The 17,187-nt window shown below is 63.8% G+C and carries 14 protein-coding genes and 1 tRNA gene; 13 read left to right on the top strand and 2 right to left on the bottom strand.

Annotated elements, in window-relative coordinates; all coding sequences use genetic code 11:
- Positions 1-146 precede the first annotated feature (146 nt).
- Complete coding sequence (locus tag H5P29_RS24085; protein WP_067964249.1) at positions 147-1,118, bottom strand: porin; 972 nt, start codon at positions 1,116-1,118, stop codon at positions 147-149.
- Between the two features lie 451 nt (positions 1,119-1,569).
- Between H5P29_RS24085 and H5P29_RS24090 the strand changes: the two genes are divergently transcribed.
- From H5P29_RS24090 to H5P29_RS24130, 9 genes are all read left to right on the top strand, one after another.
- A tRNA-Ser gene (locus H5P29_RS24090) sits at positions 1,570-1,660 on the top strand.
- Between the two features lie 147 nt (positions 1,661-1,807).
- Positions 1,808-2,863 (top strand): porin, encoded by a 1,056-nt coding sequence (locus tag H5P29_RS24095; RefSeq protein WP_067964251.1) that lies wholly within the window; start codon positions 1,808-1,810, stop codon positions 2,861-2,863.
- Between the two features lie 294 nt (positions 2,864-3,157).
- Positions 3,158-4,033: a site-specific integrase gene (locus H5P29_RS24100; RefSeq protein WP_067966886.1), complete on the top strand. Its 876-nt coding sequence runs from the start codon at positions 3,158-3,160 to the stop codon at positions 4,031-4,033.
- Positions 4,034-4,313: 280 nt separating this feature from the next.
- Entirely contained in the window at positions 4,314-5,423 is a 1,110-nt protein-coding gene (locus H5P29_RS24105) for a pyridoxal phosphate-dependent aminotransferase (RefSeq protein WP_067964252.1), read from the top strand.
- A 195-nt stretch (positions 5,424-5,618) separates the two neighbouring features.
- Complete coding sequence (locus tag H5P29_RS24110) at positions 5,619-6,848, top strand: CAP domain-containing protein (protein ID WP_067964254.1); 1,230 nt, start codon at positions 5,619-5,621, stop codon at positions 6,846-6,848.
- An 83-nt stretch (positions 6,849-6,931) separates the two neighbouring features.
- The gene (locus H5P29_RS24115; protein WP_067964256.1) at positions 6,932-8,671 is read left to right on the top strand and encodes a type I secretion system permease/ATPase; all 1,740 of its coding nucleotides are present in this window, start codon (positions 6,932-6,934) and stop codon (positions 8,669-8,671) included.
- A 2-nt stretch (positions 8,672-8,673) separates the two neighbouring features.
- The gene (locus tag H5P29_RS24120; protein WP_083948642.1) at positions 8,674-10,101 is read left to right on the top strand and encodes an HlyD family type I secretion periplasmic adaptor subunit; all 1,428 of its coding nucleotides are present in this window, start codon (positions 8,674-8,676) and stop codon (positions 10,099-10,101) included.
- A gap of 91 nt (positions 10,102-10,192) precedes the next feature.
- The gene (locus H5P29_RS24125; RefSeq protein WP_067964258.1) at positions 10,193-10,837 is read left to right on the top strand and encodes a TetR/AcrR family transcriptional regulator; all 645 of its coding nucleotides are present in this window, start codon (positions 10,193-10,195) and stop codon (positions 10,835-10,837) included.
- The gene (locus H5P29_RS24130; protein WP_067964260.1) at positions 10,803-11,963 is read left to right on the top strand and encodes an isovaleryl-CoA dehydrogenase; all 1,161 of its coding nucleotides are present in this window, start codon (positions 10,803-10,805) and stop codon (positions 11,961-11,963) included. Before H5P29_RS24125 ends, H5P29_RS24130 begins: the two co-directional genes overlap by 35 nt.
- 17 nt (positions 11,964-11,980) lie before the next feature.
- On the opposite strand, the gene H5P29_RS24135 is transcribed toward H5P29_RS24130, so the two are convergent.
- Entirely contained in the window at positions 11,981-12,373 is a 393-nt protein-coding gene (locus H5P29_RS24135) for a hypothetical protein (protein WP_067964261.1), read from the bottom strand.
- 341 nt (positions 12,374-12,714) lie between these two features.
- Between H5P29_RS24135 and H5P29_RS24140 the strand changes: the two genes are divergently transcribed.
- The 4 genes from H5P29_RS24140 to H5P29_RS24155 all read left to right on the top strand — a co-directional run bounded on the left by H5P29_RS24140 (position 12,715) and on the right by H5P29_RS24155 (position 17,157).
- Positions 12,715-13,053 carry an AbrB/MazE/SpoVT family DNA-binding domain-containing protein gene (locus H5P29_RS24140; protein ID WP_067964264.1) on the top strand — a complete coding sequence of 113 codons (339 nt, stop codon included), beginning with the start codon at positions 12,715-12,717 and terminating at the stop codon, positions 13,051-13,053.
- Positions 13,050-13,427, top strand: a complete 378-nt coding sequence (locus tag H5P29_RS24145; protein WP_246786995.1) for a type II toxin-antitoxin system VapC family toxin — start codon at positions 13,050-13,052, stop codon at positions 13,425-13,427. The genes H5P29_RS24140 and H5P29_RS24145 overlap by 4 nt, the downstream gene beginning before the upstream one ends.
- Before the next feature lie 152 nt (positions 13,428-13,579).
- Positions 13,580-15,187, top strand: coding sequence for a carboxyl transferase domain-containing protein (locus tag H5P29_RS24150; RefSeq protein ID WP_154385011.1), 1,608 nt, complete (start codon positions 13,580-13,582; stop codon positions 15,185-15,187).
- Positions 15,188-15,201: 14 nt separating this feature from the next.
- Positions 15,202-17,157 carry an acetyl/propionyl/methylcrotonyl-CoA carboxylase subunit alpha gene (locus H5P29_RS24155; RefSeq protein ID WP_154385010.1) on the top strand — a complete coding sequence of 652 codons (1,956 nt, stop codon included), beginning with the start codon at positions 15,202-15,204 and terminating at the stop codon, positions 17,155-17,157.
- The last annotated feature ends 30 nt before the right edge of the window (positions 17,158-17,187 follow it).

A 17,187-nucleotide genomic window follows, 5' to 3' on the forward strand; every position in this document is an offset into this window, starting at 1 on the left:
TAGAGCACACAACGAACAGGCATGGTTGGAGCAAACTGGCAACGGTTCGCCCTGCACGCTGTGATGCGTCACCCGACCACCGCGACAAAACGAAAAAACCCGGCGGTTGCCCGCCGGGTTTTCCCTGAATCAGCCTTGTGAGCTGATTAGAACGAAGCGTCGAGACGCAGGAAGCCCGAGAACGAGCCGTCTGCATAGTTGTCGCCATCGTCGTAGTTGACGGCGAGCTTGGCGTTCAGGTTCTCGACGACCTTGTAGTCGACCACAGCGCCGATAGCCCAGTCGTCCTGGCTGTTGACGAAGTCGTCGCCGAAGAACTGACCACCAGCACCAATGCTCAGACGGTCATTGACGGTGTACTTGGCGTAACCGCCGACCGACCACTCGTAGCCGAAGCTGTAGAAGCTGGGGCCGGAGTTGTAGGTTGCCAGAGCTTCCAGGGTCAGAGCGTCGGTTGCCTTGAACTTGGCGACGGCCTTCAGGCCGTACTCTTCAGCGGTCGCATCGTAAGCGGCGAACAGGTCGACCGAACCCCAACCCTGGGCGATCGACAGCTTGCCGGCGACGTTCGGGGTGTAGTCGTAGTCGTAGTCGGCCTCTTCGAGTGCCACCGACGCTGCGATGCCGTTGCCGGCGTCGAAGGTGTAGCGAATCGAGTTGATGAAGTCGCCGCCGCCGCTGTCGAACTCGCCCGAAAGCGCGCCATCCCACAGGGTGTCGTTACGACCGATCATCAGGCCGCCGAGTTCGAAGTAGGCGTAGCGAATCCACACAGCCGTATCATCGTATGCCGACTGGTTCTGGAAGTGCAGCTCGATGAAACGACGGAACGTGCCGTATTCGGTCTCCGAACGCGCGTCGAGGTTCAGACGAGCAGCAGCCGTCTTGCGCCAGCCATCATCGTTGTCGTCCCAGTCGATCTGGTAACGAACGAGGCCGCCGACCTTAAGGCAGGTCTCGGTGCCGGGGATGTAGTAGAAGCCCGCGCCGTAAACGTCGCAGATGCGGACATATTCCATGGGTTCCGGCTCAGCGACGACGACAGCGTCGGCCGCACGAGCGCCGGAGACTGCGAACAGAGCCGCAGCGGAGCCGAGAAGAAGGCTCTTAATGTTCATTTTCTGACCTCCAGTCAAAAGTTTCAAAAGAGGGTCTGGGTATTTTTTGCTGAAGGACAGCGTTCCCTGCCCCATCCCCGTTTGAAAAAGATGCGCACCGCGCTCCCTCTTCGACCCCGACATTACCCATGAGCGTTCGCGGTTCAACAGCCAACACGGCCCGCAAGCCTCCCGCAACGCTGGATCGCCGGGGCATGTTGCACAAATGACACGATTTGATACCCCCCATAAAGAAGTCATTAAGAAATGGAGCCATTCCAGCGCAGCTTTTGCGCCTGGCACAGATCCTGATCGAGGACTCTTTCCGCAGAATCGTGGGTGATCCGATTCTTCGGGAGCCCGGCTAAGCGGACGATTCGTACGCCGAGCTCGCCAGGCGGTGCTTTTTCATGCCGATATGTAGAATGGCTTATTGATTGTGCCGCGCCTTTTCTTTATCCAGCGGCGCAACGGAGAGGTGGCCGAGTGGTCGAAGGCGCTCCCCTGCTAAGGGAGTAGAGGTCAAAAGCTTCTCGTGGGTTCGAATCCCATCCTCTCCGCCAGCCTCAGGCTACCTTCCCTTTCAGATCTCAGAACCTTCAGCTATTTCAATCGCTTGCGGCGCCATTGCGCGCGGTGAAGCCGGATTTTCATGGCTTTCCGCCTGAATTCCTCGATCTCCAGCCGCGATTCTGACTGGAGGTCAGAAAATGAACATTAAGAGCCTTCTTCTCGGCTCCGCTGCGGCTCTGCTCGCAGTCTCCGGCGCTCGTGCGGCCGACGCTGTCGTCGTCGCTGAGCCGGAACCCATGGAATACGTCCGCATCTGCGACGTTTACGGCGCGGGCTTCTACTACATCCCCGGCACCGAGACCTGCCTCAAGATCGGCGGCCTCGTTCGCTACCAGATCGACTGGGACGACCAGGATGAAGGTTGGCGCAAGACCGCTGCTGCGCGCGTGAACCTGGATGCTCGTTCGGAAACCGAATACGGCACGTTCCGCCGCTTCATCGAGCTGCACTTCCAGCACAACGGCCAGGAATACGTCGTTGACACGACCGATGGCTCGTCCGAGTGGTCAGACACCCAGGGCTCCTGGATTCGTTATGCCTTCTTCGAACTCGGCGGCCTGATGATCGGTCGTAACGACACCCTGTTCGACGGCGCCCTGTCGGGTGAATTCGACGCCGGCGGCGGCGACTTCATCAACTCGATCCGCTACACCTTCGACGCCGGCAACGGCATCGCAGTGTCGGTGGCTCTCGAAGAAGAAGACAACAACTTCGACTACGTCCCGCTCGTCGTCGGCAAGGTTTCGGTTGCCCAGGGCTGGGGTTCGGTCGACCTGTTCGCCGCTTATGACGACCGCTTCTCGGAGTTCGCTCTGAAGGGTGTCGCCAAGATCAAGGCAACCGATGCTCTGACGCTCGAGCTGCTCGCAGCTTATGAGTCGGGCGCCACCTGGTTCGGTCTGGCTGACTTCTATGCCGGCTACGAATGGTCGGTCGGCGGTTACCTGAAGTATGCCGTCAACGATCGCCTGACCGTCGGCGCCGGTGGTCAGTACTTCGCTGACAGCCACTTCGGCAACTTCCTCACCAACACCACGACCGAAGTCGGCAACGACGACTGGTCGATCGGCGCGGTCATCGACTACAAGATCGTCGAGAACCTGAACGCCAAGCTCGCAGTCAACTACGACGACGGCGACAGCTTCACGGACGGCTCGTTCAACGGCTTCCTCCGTCTCGACGCATCGTTCTAATCGACTGACGTCTTAAGCATAAGCGGCCCGGGTTTAGACCCGGGCCGTTTTTCTACCAGCGGAAAGCGGCTGGGACATCGAACCGAAAGGGAGAAGCACGACGCTGTCAGGCTATTGAAGCCGAGCCCGGGTCGATCTGCCCCTGCCCGTTCAACAGCCCGAAGCTTGATCCATTAGTCCCCTTGCCTTGGCGGCCCGAGTGCGTAACTTTGCGCGCGGGGGAGTTGCCGAGGACTTATGAAAAAAGCAACTTCAAAGGACGATATTGTGAGCGGCCACATTTCAGCCGCCCTGATGACTGATTGCAAGGTAACTTACAATTTCAATACAATTAAAGAAGTAAAGTCATTCAGGGTCATAGACCTTTTTAATTCTTACAAAGACATTCTCTGGGACGACGGCAAGCACAAATACAACGTCAGCTCCTTCATCGGCGAGATCGACGAGATTCTTCTAGGCGAGCGCTTCAGCGCATTTTCCCAGGAGACACTCGACGGCCTGATAGGCTCCCTGCGCCAACGCGGTAACAGCAACGCGACCATCAATCGGAAGATGGCCGCTTTGAGCAAACTGCTGCGCAAGGCCTACAAGATGGGAGATGTCCACAGCCTGCCCGAGTTCCGCCGCCAGAAGGAGCGGGCGGGACGAATCCGTTTTCTCGAGCTCGAGGAAGAGGACAGGCTGTTTGCTGCCATCCGGGCCAAGAGTGAAGACGCCTACCGGCTTTCCGTTTTCCTGGTCGATACCGGTTGCCGCCTCGGCGAGGCGATCGGACTGATCTGGAACGACATCCAGGACACACGCGTCAGCTTCTGGATCACCAAATCCGGGCGCAGCCGGACGATTCCCCTGACCGCACGCGCCAGAGAAACGGCCAAATGGCCGGCTGATCGTGGGCCGCGTCCGAAAGGACCGTTCGCCATGCTGACGCAGCCGCAGTTCCGGGCAATCTGGAACGAGGCCAAGGCGGAAGTGGGTCTCGGCGCCGACGATCAGGTGGTGCCGCATATCCTGCGCCACACCTGCGCCTCGCGCCTGGTCCAGGGCGGCATCGACATCCGCCGCGTGCAGATGTGGCTCGGTCACCAGACGCTGTCGATGACGATGCGTTACGCCCATCTCGCGACAAACGATCTCGACCGCTGCGTGGTGGTGCTGGAGCGGCACTGATGCCGGCAAATGATTCGCATGATGCGCCCGGATTCGGGCCGCATCTGCGCGCGCGCCGGCAGCAACACGTTGCAATGGCTCGCGGGCTTGCTCGTCGTCACGCCGTCACGACCGCTCGGACTTTGCCGGATCGCCACGTCGCGGTGGCGTGAAGCCGGTCGCTGGCGCGCAAATAGGCTCACAAATCATATCCCTGCCCGGCTGCTTTTGTCGTATAGGCAAAACATCCAGAGATTGCCGCGCCCGGCCAGGGCCGGATGACGCCATCGAGTATGCTGCCATGACCAACCGCCCTGCCCTCACCCCCGTCATCGACGCCCTGCCCGTTACCGTGCCGTTTGTCGGGCCGGAGGCGCAGGAGCGCGATCGCGGCACGCCGTTTCGCGCCCGAATCGGTGCCAATGAGAGCGGTTTCGGACCTTCTCCGCGCGTGATCGCACGGATGGCCGAGGCCGCGGCTGAGATGTGGAAATACTGCGATCCGGATAATTACGATCTCAAGGTCGCACTGGCGCGCCATCTCGGGCTCGGCGTCGACAATGTCGTTGTTGGCGAAGGCATCGACGGCCTGCTCAACCTCGTCGTGCGCATGTATGCCCGCGAGGGTACACCAGTGGTGACCTCGCTCGGCGCCTATCCGACCTTCAATTTCCACGTCGCCAGCGTCGGCGCGCGCCTGGTGCCGGTGCCGTTCCGCGACGACAAGGAAGATCTCCAGGGCCTGCTCGACGCGGTGAAGCGCGAGAATGCGCCTGTCGTCTATCTGTCCAACCCGGACAATCCGATGGGCAGCTGGTGGGAAGCGGAGGAGATTCTTCGCTTTGCCGAGGCCTTGCCCGAGACGACGATGCTGGTGCTCGACGAAGCCTATGGCGAGACGGCGCCAGCCTCGGCGCTGCCGCCGGTCGACATTGCGCGCCTCAATGTCGTGCGCATGCGCACCTTCTCCAAAGCCTATGGGCTTGCCGGCATCCGCTGCGGTTATGCCTTTGGCGATGCCGAGGTGATCGCGAACTTTGAAAAGGTGCGCAACCACTACGGCGTCAGCCGCATGGCGCAGATCGCAGGCGAGGAAGCGCTCGCGGATCAGGCCTATCTTGCCCAGGTGGTCGCCAAGGTCGACGCCGGACGCAAGCGGATCGCTGGAATCGCTGCGGACAACGGGCTGAAGCCCCTGCCCTCGGCGACAAACTTCGTCACCATCGACTGCGGCGGCGATGCTGCCTTCGCGCTTGCCGTGATGCGCAACATGCTTGCCCGCGACGTCTTCATCCGCAAACCGATGGCGCCGGCGCTCGACCGCTGCATCCGGGTGAGCGTCGGGCTCGACCACGAGCTCGACATCTTCGCCGAAGAACTGTCCAAGGCGATCGCTGCCGCCCGCGGCTGATCACGACACGGGATTTTCAACCGTCGATAGACGGCGCATCCGCGCCCTGTCGTCTCGCGCGAAGATATATGCGTATATCCTAATTTATTCATTTCAGCGCCGCATCATCAACACACTTCCTGCCTAGGCCGGACGTGGGACGGACGGGACATTTGGGGGTTCATCAGCAATCAAGAACCAAACCGGGGAGACCCTATGCCTCAGCACAGCGCCAACGAGCAGTATTTGCTCGAGCTCATCAACGCGGAGCGCGCCAAAGTCGGCGCCCAGCCTCTGGCATTCGACAACGACCTAAGCGAAGCCGCCGAAAACCACGACAAGTGGATGCTCTCGGCAGATGTCTTTTCACACACAGGCTCCGGCGGCTCGTCGCCGACGACACGCATGAAGGCGGCCGGCTACACGCTCAGCGGCTCCTGGGCGACGGGCGAGAACATCGCCTGGGCCACGACCCGCGCGCCGACCGGCTATGTCGACGAAGTGAAGCTGCTTCACACCAACCTGATGAACTCCTCCGGACATCGGGCGAACATTCTCAACCCGAACTTCCGCGAGGTCGGCCTCGGCTTCGAGGTCGGTGACTACAAGGGCCGTTCATCCGCCTTCGTGACCGAAGATTTCGGCAAGACCGGTTCCGACCTGTTCCTGACCGGCGTGACCTTCGACGACAAGGACGGCGACCGCTTCTACGATCCCGGCGAAGGGCTTGGCGCGATCACCGTGACAGCCAAGAACGCCGCCGGCCAGACCTTCAAGACCACGACCTCGGCGGCAGGCGGCTACGACCTGGTGCTGAAGCCCGGCACTTACACGGTGACCTTCACTGGCGCCAACATCGCGACCTCGACGCAGACGGTCACGATCGGCACCAAGAACGTCAAGAAGGACCTGATCGACCCGGTGATGAAGTCGGGCACGCTGGCAGCCACCGCTTCGGTCGACGATGCCGGCGCAACAGCACCGACGACGCCGACCAAGACGGTCGACGTCGCCGACACCACCGATACCGGCGGCGACAATACCGGCGCAAACCTTGCGAACAACTGGCTCGCCGACTTCTTCAAGAAGATGGACCATTTCGGCCAGGACCAGGGTACGCGTAGCGACCCGGGTACGCGTGGCGTACGCGAGGTGGCCGGCTCCACTGAGACTTCTGCCAAGAAGACGGTGGCGTTCGATGGCGACCACTTCAACTTCAGCTCGAAGGTGGCAGCACATGTGAATGCCGATCATGTCAACGACATCGTCGATGGCGGCCATGTGCAGCAGGCCATCGACCACGTTGTCGCGACGCTGCAGGCCCATCTGCCGGCGGATGGTCACGCGGTGGCAGATGCGGGCGACGCAGCCCAGGCGGCGGTCGCCAAGATCCTGGCGCAGATGGCCGCCCATTCGAGCCATCAGAATGCCGACGTCGTCGCCTGATTTTCTGGCGATTCCAAAAAGGCGGGCTTCGTTCGGCGAGGCCCGCCGTATTGCAGTCAATCAATTGACCGCCATCAAGGGGAATGACCCTGTCTCACCCGTCCACTGACCTGAACCGCACGTCAGAGCTTTTCAAGGCGCTGCATTCGTTCAAGGGCGCCTTCGTCGCCGTTGCCGGCTTCAGCGGCCTGATCAACATCCTGATGCTGTCGGGCTCGCTGTTCATGCTGCAGGTCTATGACCGGGTGCTGCCGAGCCGCAGCGTGCCGACGCTTGTCGCGCTGATCATCCTGGTGGCCGTGCTCTATGCCTTCCAGGGCGTGCTCGAAGCCGTCAGGGCACGGGTGCTGACGCGGATCGGCGCCGGCATCGACGAAATCATCAGCGGCCGCGTGTTCAACTGCATCGTCAGGCTGCCGCTGCGCACGCGCGACCGCGGCGAAGGCCTGCAGGCGCTGCGCGACCTCGATCAGGTCAGCGGTTTTCTCTCCGGCGCGGGACCGGCAGCCTTGTTCGACCTGCCGTGGATCCCGATCTATGTCGGCATCTGTTTTCTATTCCATCCCTGGATCGGCGTTGCCGCACTTGCCGGTGCTGTGCTGCTTGTCGCGCTCACCGTCCTGACCGACCGCCTGGTGCGCGGGCCGACCAAGGCGATGTCGGGCTTCAGCACACGGCGCAGCGCGATCGCCCAGGCCGGCGCCCGCAATGCCGAGGTGCTGGCCGCGATGGGCATGGGCGACCGGCTGGCGCAGCGCTGGGCTAAGGCGAATGGCGACTTCCGCGAGGCGCAGGAACGCGCCAGCGACCTGACCAGCGGCTTTGGTGCCGTGTCGCGCATCCTGCGCATGATGCTGCAGTCGATGGTGCTGGCGCTCGGCGCCTATCTCGTCATCTACCAGCAGGCGACGCCCGGCATCATCATTGCCAGCTCGATCCTGACGTCGCGCGCATTGGCGCCGATCGAACTCGCCATCGCGCATTGGAAAGGCTTTCTCAACGCACGCCAGAGCTGGCACCGGCTCGACGCATTGTTCGCAGCAATGCCGGCGTCGGAAGGCGGCATGGAGCTGCCGGCGCCGACAGACGAACTCACTGTCGAGGGCATCAGCGTGGTCGCGCCCGGCGATCGGCGATTTGTGCTGCAGGACGTCGAATTCTCGCTTCGGGCGGGAGCCGGCATGGGCGTCATCGGCCCCAGCGGCTCCGGAAAATCCTCGCTGGCGCGCGCGCTGGTCGGCGTCTGGCCGCTGATGCGTGGCAAGGTGCGGCTCGATGGTGCGGCGCTGGAGCAGTGGCCGGCGCTGGCGCTCGGCCGCCATGTCGGCTACCTGCCGCAGGATGTCGAACTGTTTGCCGGAACCGTCGGCCAGAACATTTCGCGTTTCGAGGATAGCGCTCCTTCCGAGACGATCATCGCGGCGGCGAAGGCTGCGGGTGTGCACGACATGATCCTGCGTCTGCCCGAGGGCTACCAGACCGAGATCGGCGAGAGCGGTGCTGCCCTGTCCGCCGGCCAGCGCCAGCGCGTGGCGCTGGCCCGCGCGCTCTACCGCGATCCGTTCCTGGTAGTGCTCGACGAACCCAATTCCAATCTCGACGCATCGGGCGACCAGGCGCTGACGCAGGCCATCGAGCGCATCAAGGCGCGCGGCGGCATCGTCATCGTGGTGGCGCACCGGCCGAGCGCGCTGGCGGCACTCGACCATCTGCTGGTCCTCGGCGGCGGCAAGCAGCAGGCCTTCGGCCTGAAGAGCGAGATTGCAAGGCAGGCACTGCAACCGGTGCCGGTGCCGCTGCATGCGGTGGGAACGGCGGGCTGACCATGACACTGGTGACCAACCATTTTTCGGCAGACCGGCTGAAGGCAGCGAGAGATCTTGCGACCTCGGCAAAGACGCAAATGCTCGCCCTGCTCGACAAGGGCGCGATGCCGGTTGCCGGCGCCACTCCGCAACAGCAGCGGCTCCGCAAGGACATCAGGCGCAACGTCCGCCTGGGCGGCTTCGCCGCGCTGGCGCTTGTCGGCGGCCTCGGCCTGTGGGCGGCAACAAGCAGCCTGTCGGGCGCGGTGGTGGCGGCGGGTCACCTTGTCGTCGATTCCAACGTCAAGGCGGTCCAGCATCCGCAGGGCGGCGTCGTCGGCGCGCTCAACGTGCACAATGGCAGCATGGTGTCGGCCGGCGAGGTGCTGGTGCGGCTCGACGACACCGTCGCCAAGGCCAATCTCGCCATCGTCGACAACGGCCTGGACGAGCTGATGGCGCGACGCGCCCGGCTGATCGCCGAGCGCGACGGAACCGAGGCGGTCGCCTATCCGGCCGAACTCACGGCCCGCGCCGCCGATCCGGCGATCGCGCAACTGATCGAGGGCGAGAACAAGCTTTTTGCGCTGAGGCGGCAGGCCCGCGACGGGCAGGTGTCGCAATTGCGCGAACGCATCGCCCAGTTCCGCGAGGAGATTTCCGGCGTCGAGGCCCAGCAGAAAAGCAAGAAGCAGGAGATCGCCCTGATCAAGGTCGAGCTCGCGGGCATGGAAGAGCTGTGGAAGAAGAAGCTGGTGCCGATCTCGCGGCTGGCCGACCGGCAGCGGGCCCAGGCGCAGCTTGACGGCGAGGACGGCCAGCTGACGGCGGCGGCGGCGCAGACGCGCGGACGGATCAGCGAGACCGAGCTCGCCATCATCCAGATCGACCAGGACATGCGCAGCCAGGTGGCCGGCGAGCTGCGCGAGATCGACGCCAAGGCCGGCGAACTCAGGGAACGGCAGGTCGCCGCCGAGCAGTCGCTGAAGCAGATCGACATCCGCGCGCCGCAGGCCGGCCGGGTCCACCAGCTGGCGATCCACACCGTCGGCGGCGTGGTCACGCCGGGCGAAGCGATCATGCAGATCGTGCCGACGGCGGATGCGCTGGTGGTCGAGGCGCGCGTTGCGCCACAGGATATCGACCAGGTGCGCATCGGCCAACCGGCGACGCTCAGGCTGTCGGCCTTCAACCAGCAGACCACACCTGAAGTGGACGGCACCGTCGACCGGGTGTCACCCGACATGATCGAGGACCAGAAGGCCGGGCTGTCCTATTATGCCGTGCGTATCGCCCTGTCGGCCAAGAGCCTGGAACAGGCGGGCTCGCCGGAACTCAAGCCAGGCATGCCGGCCGAGGTGTTCCTCAAGACCACCGACCGCACGGTGCTGTCCTATCTGTTCAAGCCTTTGACCGACCAGGCCAGCCGCGCCTTCCGCAGCGACTGACGCCGGCCGTCATCCACAGACGGCGTTTCGTACCCCTTGAATTAATTAAACGTTCGTTTTATTAATCCAGCCATTCGGGAGGAATGGCTGGATGGCGCGAACTGCGGGTTCGGACGGCGGCAGGACGGAAGCGGCGATCCGCGAGGCAGCGGTGCAGCTGATCGCGCGCCACGGCTATGAGGCGGTGACGATGCGCCAGCTGGCGGCCGAGGTCGGCGTCCAGGCGGCCGCGCTCTACCGCTATTTCCCGACCAAGGAAGACCTGCTCCACACGCTGATGCGTGAGCATATGGAGGCGCTGCTCGGCGCCTGGGAGGCGGCGCGTCCCGACAATGACGATCCGCTGGCGCGGCTGACCAGCTTCGTCGCCAACCACATCCGTTTCCATGTCGAGCGCCGGCACGCCACCCATGTCTCCAACATGGAGCTGCGCAGCCTTTCGCGCGAGAATCTGACCAGCATCCTCAAGCTCCGCACGGCTTACGAGAAGGAGCTCAGGACCATCCTGCGCGACGGGGCGGATGCCGGCCTGCTTGAGGTCGACGACACCGGCCTGACGGCGATGGCGATCATCCAGATGATCACGGGCGTCATCGTCTGGTTTCGTCCCGATGAGAGACTGTCGGTCGACGAAGTCACCGCGACCTATCTTGCCATGACGATGCGCCTGACCGGCGCCAGGACCAATGCGGAGGACCGCCATGTACGACAAGACGCTGAACTTCGGGCTCGGTGAGGACATAGACAGCCTGCGCGAGATGGTCCGGCGCTTCGCCCAGGAGCGCATTGCCCCCATCGCCGCCGACATCGACCGCAGCAATGAATTTCCCGCCCATCTGTGGCAGGAGCTGGGTGCGCTCGGCCTGCTCGGCATCACTGCCGAGGGCGAATATGGCGGCTCGGAAATGGGCTATGTCGCCCATGTCGTGGCGGTCGAGGAACTCTCCCGCGCCTCGGCCTCGGTCGGCCTGTCCTATGGCGCGCATTCGAACCTCTGCGTCAACCAGATCAAGCGCTGGGGCACGCCGGAGCAGAAGGCGAAATATCTGCCCAAATTGTGCTCGGGCGAGAATGTCGGCGCGCTCGCCATGTCTGAAAGCGGCTCCGGCTCCGACGTCGTGTCGCTGCGCCTCAGGGCCGAGAAGCGCAACGACGTCTATGTGCTCAACGGCTCCAAGATGTGGATCACCAACGGGCCCGACGCCGACACGCTGGTGGTCTATGCCAAGACCGATCCCGAGCGCAAATCGCGCGGCATCACCGCCTTCATCATCGAGAAGACGATGAAGGGCTTTTCGGTGGCGCAGAAGCTCGACAAGCTCGGCATGCGCGGCTCCAACACCGGCGAGCTGGTGTTCGAAAATGTCGAGGTGCCGTTCGAGAACGTGCTGCACGAGGAAGGCCGAGGCGTCGAAGTGCTGATGTCAGGCCTCGACTATGAGCGCGTGGTGCTGGCCGGCGGGCCGATCGGCATCATGGCGGCGTGTCTGGATGTCGCCGTGCCTTACGTGCACGACCGCAAGCAGTTCGGCCAGCCGATCGGCGAGTTCCAGCTCGTGCAGGGCAAGCTTGCCGACATGTATTCGACGATGAATGCCGCGCGCGCCTATGTCTATGCCGTGGCCGCTGCCTGCGACCGCGGCCAGACGACCCGCAAGGACGCCGCCGGCTGCGTGCTGTTTGCGGCGGAGAAGGCAACCTTGATGGCGCTCGATGCGCTGCAGCTGCTCGGCGGCAACGGCTACATCAACGACTATCCCACCGGCCGGCTGCTGCGCGACGCCAAGCTCTACGAGATCGGCGCCGGCACCAGCGAGATCAGGCGCTGGCTGATCGGCCGCGAGATCATGGCGGAAGGCTGATGAAGCCTCCCGCCCGGTCACTGGAAAGCCCTTGGCAGATCGGCCGTCGGCTTCGACACGATCTGATGGGCGTCGCGCCAGATGACCTCGCGCTGACCGGCCGTCTTGATCGTGCGCACGGGCAGACCGCCCTCTCCGATCAGCCAGGCGCAGTAGCGCGCACGGCTGATCGCCTCGGCGGCGTGCGGGTCGAACCAGCAGATGCCCCAGATCGAGTTACGCCGCTTGAAGTGGCGACCGATCCTGCCGGGTATCGGCAAATGCTCGTTGAACCAGTCGAACTGCTCACGCAATTCGGCCAGGATCCAGTCCGGGCAGCCATTCCTGTAGAGATACCAGGACGCGCGGAAGAAGCCGGCCTCCACCCGGCTGTTCGGGTGGATGAGCGGCGTAACGAAACGCACATACATGATGACAACCGCGCGGCCTCGACGGCGGCGCGCTCCCCTGCAACTTCGGTGAATTCAAGCTGTGAAAGTGCCGCCCTTCGGCGGCCTCAGCCTTTTGCCGAAGGGAGACGGAATGTCAGGCGCATGTCGATGCGTCTCATCGGTCGTCTCCAAGAGGACGGGTTGCGGAGCATGCGGACGAGCCAGCGGCTCGTCCAATCGGGAGCGGGCAATTACACGCAATCCGGATCGATATCAAGCCAAAACAATCAGAGGTTTCCGCAACTGCCTGGCAGCCTGTTTGCCGCAAATGGTCATTCATGGCACAATCTCTCTTTCTGCCACAGATCGGGGTTTGCGCCATGACTGAGCCAGAGACGCCCAAAGGCTTCGCCGAGGAGCCGCAGAAGCCATACAACTCCAGGATCCGGGCCGAGTTGCTGCGCAAGCCGCCGAAGTTCGAGCGCTTGCGCGTGGGCGACGGCGGCCGCGTCGTCATCCCCGCCGCCATGCGTGAGGAAATGGGCATCAAGCCCGGCGACGATCTCGTCGCCCATGTCGAGAACGGAGAGCTGAGGCTGATCTCGCACCAGATGGCCCTCACCCGTGTGCAGCAAGAGATGGCCAAGTACAAGAAGCCGGGAGAAAGCGTTGTCGACGAGTTCCTGGCCGAACGCCGCGCGATGTGGGGTGAAGAGTGATCGTGCTCGACGCCTCGGCCGTGCTGGCGGCGATGTTGCAGGAGCCCGGAGCCGACCGGGTCCATGCGCTCGTCGACAAGAGCGTGATCTGCGCCGTCAATGTCACGGAGGTCATCTCGAAGCTGACCGACAAGGGCTACGACGAAGTTGACGTACGCCAGCAGTACGAGAACTTGAGTCTCGATGTGGTGTCGTTCGACCAACACCTGGCGCTGGTCGCCGGGCACCTGCGCGCATCGACGCGCCACAAGGGCTTGTCGCTGGGTGACCGCGCCTGCCTGGCGCTGGCGATACTGACGGAACGAACGGCCGTCACCGCCGACAGGAAATGGGCCGACCTGGATGTCGGCTGCAAGATAGAGGTCATTCGCTGAGAGGCGATCGAGAGCGGAGATGGCTCGACAGCAACAAACCGACGTCTGGACTTCGCCGAAATTACGAGGCTAGTGCGTTAGATTCGCCACCCACCATGACTGCTTCGCGCTCTTGCGCGCTGCATCGCATGGGTATCACTCCAAGAGGAAAAATGCCGACGCTTCATTCCCAGCTCTCCCCCTCCTCCGAAAGCTTCAAGGCCAATGCGGCGCGCCTGCGAACGCTGGTGGCCGACATCAGCGAGAAAGCTGCGACGGTGGAGCGCGGCGGTTCGGAGGATGCGCGCAAGCGGCATGTGTCGCGCGGCAAGCTGTTGCCGCGTGAAAGGTTGGCGCAACTGCTCGACGCCGGCTCGCCCTTCCTCGAGGTCGGCCAGTTCGCCGCATTCGGCCTCTATGGCGGCGACATCGCCTCGGCCGGCGTGATCGCCGGCATCGGCCGCGTCGAGGGCACCGAGGTGATGGTGGTGGTCAACGACGCCACGGTGAAGGGCGGCACCTATTATCCGATGACGGTGAAGAAGCATCTGAGGGCGCAGGAGATCGCGCTGCAGAACAATCTGCCCTGCATCTATCTCGTCGATTCCGGCGGCGCCAACCTGCCCAACCAGGACGAGGTGTTTCCCGACCGCGATCATTTCGGCCGCATCTTCTTCAACCAGGCCAACATGTCGGCGGCGGGCATTCCGCAGATCGCCTGCGTCATGGGCTCGTGCACGGCGGGCGGCGCCTATGTGCCGGCGATGTCCGACGAGACCGTCATGGTGCGCAACCAGGCGACCATCTTTCTCGCCGGCCCGCCGCTGGTCAAGGCGGCGACGGGCGAAGATGTCAGCGCAGAAGAACTGGGCGGCGCCGACCTGCACACGCGGGTGTCGGGTGTCGCCGACCACTATGCCGTCGACGACGAACACGCTTTGGCGATCGTCCGGCGCATCGTCAAAAACCTGAATCGGAAGAAGGACATCGGGCTGGTCCTGAAGACATCGATTCCGCCCGTTCATGCGCCGGAAGAGGTCTATGGCGTCATCCCGGCCGACCTGCGCCAGCCCTATGACGTGCGCGAGGTGATCGCGCGCGTCGTCGACGGCTCCGAATTCGACGAGTTCAAGCAGAACTACGGCACCACACTGGTGACGGGCTTTGCCCATGTCCACGGCATGCCGGTCGGCATCATCGCCAACAATGGCGTGCTGTTTTCGGAGAGCGCGCTGAAGGGCGCACATTTCATCGAGCTGTGCTGCCAGCGCAAGATCCCGCTTGTCTTTCTGCAGAACATCACCGGCTTCATGGTCGGCGCCAAATACGAGGCCGGCGGCATTGCCAAGGACGGCGCCAAGCTGGTGACGGCGGTGGCGACCGCCCAGGTGCCGAAGGTCACCATCATCATCGGCGGTTCGTTCGGCGCCGGCAATTACGGCATGTGCGGCCGCGCCTACTCGCCACGTTTCCTGTGGATGTGGCCGAACGCGCGCATCTCGGTGATGGGCGGCGAGCAGGCAGCGACAGTGCTTGCCATGGTCAAGCGCGAAGGCATCGAGCGCAAGGGCGGCAACTGGAGCAAGGAAGAAGAGGCCGAGTTCCGCGCGCCGATCCTCGAGAAATACGAGCGCGAGGGACACCCGCTCTATTCCTCAGCCAGGCTGTGGGACGACGGCATCATCGACCCGGCCAAAACGCGCGAGGTGCTGGCGCTCAGCCTGTCGGCCGCGCTCAACGCGCCTGTGCCAGACACCAAGTTCGGCGTGTTCAGGATGTGATGGGGGATCAAGGAATGTTTTCGAAAATCCTCATCGCCAATCGCGGCGAGATCGCCTGCCGCGTCATCCGCACCGCCCGCAGGATGGGCGTCAAGACGGTTGCCGTCTATTCCGACGCCGATGCGCGCGCTCTGCATGTCGCCATGGCCGACGAGGCCGTGCATATCGGCGGCTCGCCTGTCGCCGAAAGCTACCTGCGCGGCGACGTCATCATCGCGGCGGCCAAGGCGACCGGCGCCGAGGCGATCCATCCCGGTTACGGCTTCCTGTCCGAAAACCCCGGTTTCGTCGACCAGGTGACGCAGGCAGGCCTCGTCTTCATCGGGCCTTCGGCAGATTCGATCCGCGCCATGGGGCTCAAGGACGCGGCCAAGCGGCTGATGGAAAAGGCCGGCGTGCCGGTCGTTCCGGGCTATCACGGCGAGGCGCAGGAGATCGTCATCCTCGCCAGCAAGGCGCGTGAGATCGGCTATCCCGTACTGATCAAGGCGCGTGCCGGCGGCGGCGGCAAGGGCATGCGCCGTGTCGACCACCCCGACGATTTCGCCGATGCGCTGTCGGGTGCGCGGCGCGAGGCCAAGGCCGCCTTCGGCGACGACCGCGTGCTGGTCGAGAAATATGTCGACAAGCCGCGCCACATCGAAGTGCAGGTGTTCGGCGACAATTTCGGAAATGCCGTGCATCTGTTCGAACGCGACTGCTCGGCGCAACGCCGCCACCAGAAGGTGATCGAGGAAGCCCCTGCCCCCGGCATGACCGCCGAATTGCGCGCGGCGATGACCGATGCCGCCGTCAAGGCCGCCAAGGCGATCCAGTATTCCGGCGCCGGCACCATCGAGTTCATCGTCGATGCCTCGGACGGGCTGAAGCCGGATCGCTTCTGGTTCATGGAAATGAACACGCGGCTGCAGGTCGAGCACCCGGTGTCCGAGATGATATCGGGCGTCGACCTTGTCGAATGGCAGCTTCGGGTCGCCTCGGGCGAGCCGATACCGCTGGCGCAGGAGGACATCACGCTATCAGGCCATGCCTTCGAGGCACGGCTCTATGCCGAGGATCCCGCCAAGGGTTTCCTGCCGGCGATCGGCACGCTGCATCATCTCAGCTTCCCCGGGGAAGCCGCGGCGGGCACCGAACTCCGCATCGAGACCGGCGTGCGCCAGGGCGATGCGATCTCGCCCTTCTACGATCCGATGATCGCCAAGGTGGTGACGCACGGGCCTGATCGCACAACCGCGCTCGCAGCACTCGCCGACGCAGTCACCCGCACCGAAGTGGCGGGCTCGACGACAAATGCGGCGTTCCTGGCTGCCCTTGCCCGTGACCCCGACTTCGCCTCAGGAGATGTCGACACCGGTCTGATCGGGCGCAAGCAGGACGAGCTGACGGTGACCGCGCCGCCGAGCAGCCGGGCCGTGGCGCTTGCCGCACTGGCTGCCACCGGAGCCATGGCATCTGCTGCCTCTGACGATCCGTGGTCCAGCCTCACCGGCTATGCCCATTTCAACCCGCTGGCGCGGCGGGCGACTTTGTCGTTCGGCGGCACGGGCATTGTCGCCCACATCACGGCGCGGCCGGACGGGCGTTTCCAGGTCAGGCCGGAGAGCGGCGAGGCCTTCGTGCTAAGCGCGGGCGCGGGCGATGCGGGTGCGACGGTCGCGGCGTGGCCCGGCCATGTCACGGTGTTCGAAGCTGGCCGCTCCTTCGACTTCGCCATCAGCGATCCGTTCGCACGCGCTGCCGAAATCGGCGAAGGCACGTCGAGCATGCGCGCGCCGATGCCGGGCCTGGTCAAGCTCGTTCGCGCGACAAAGGGCGACAAGGTGGCAAAGGGCCAGCCGCTGCTGGTGCTGGAGGCGATGAAGATGGAGCACACCATCACCGCCACCCATGACGGGGTGATCAGCGAGATCGCCGCCGAGGGCGCGCAGGTGACCGACGGAACGGTGCTGGTGCGCTTCGAGGAGTAGTCAGTCTCCGCTTTTCTTCGAATCGCGGAA

Source organism: Aminobacter sp. MDW-2, assembly GCF_014250155.1.
GTDB classification, from domain to species: domain Bacteria; phylum Pseudomonadota; class Alphaproteobacteria; order Rhizobiales; family Rhizobiaceae; genus Aminobacter; species Aminobacter ciceronei.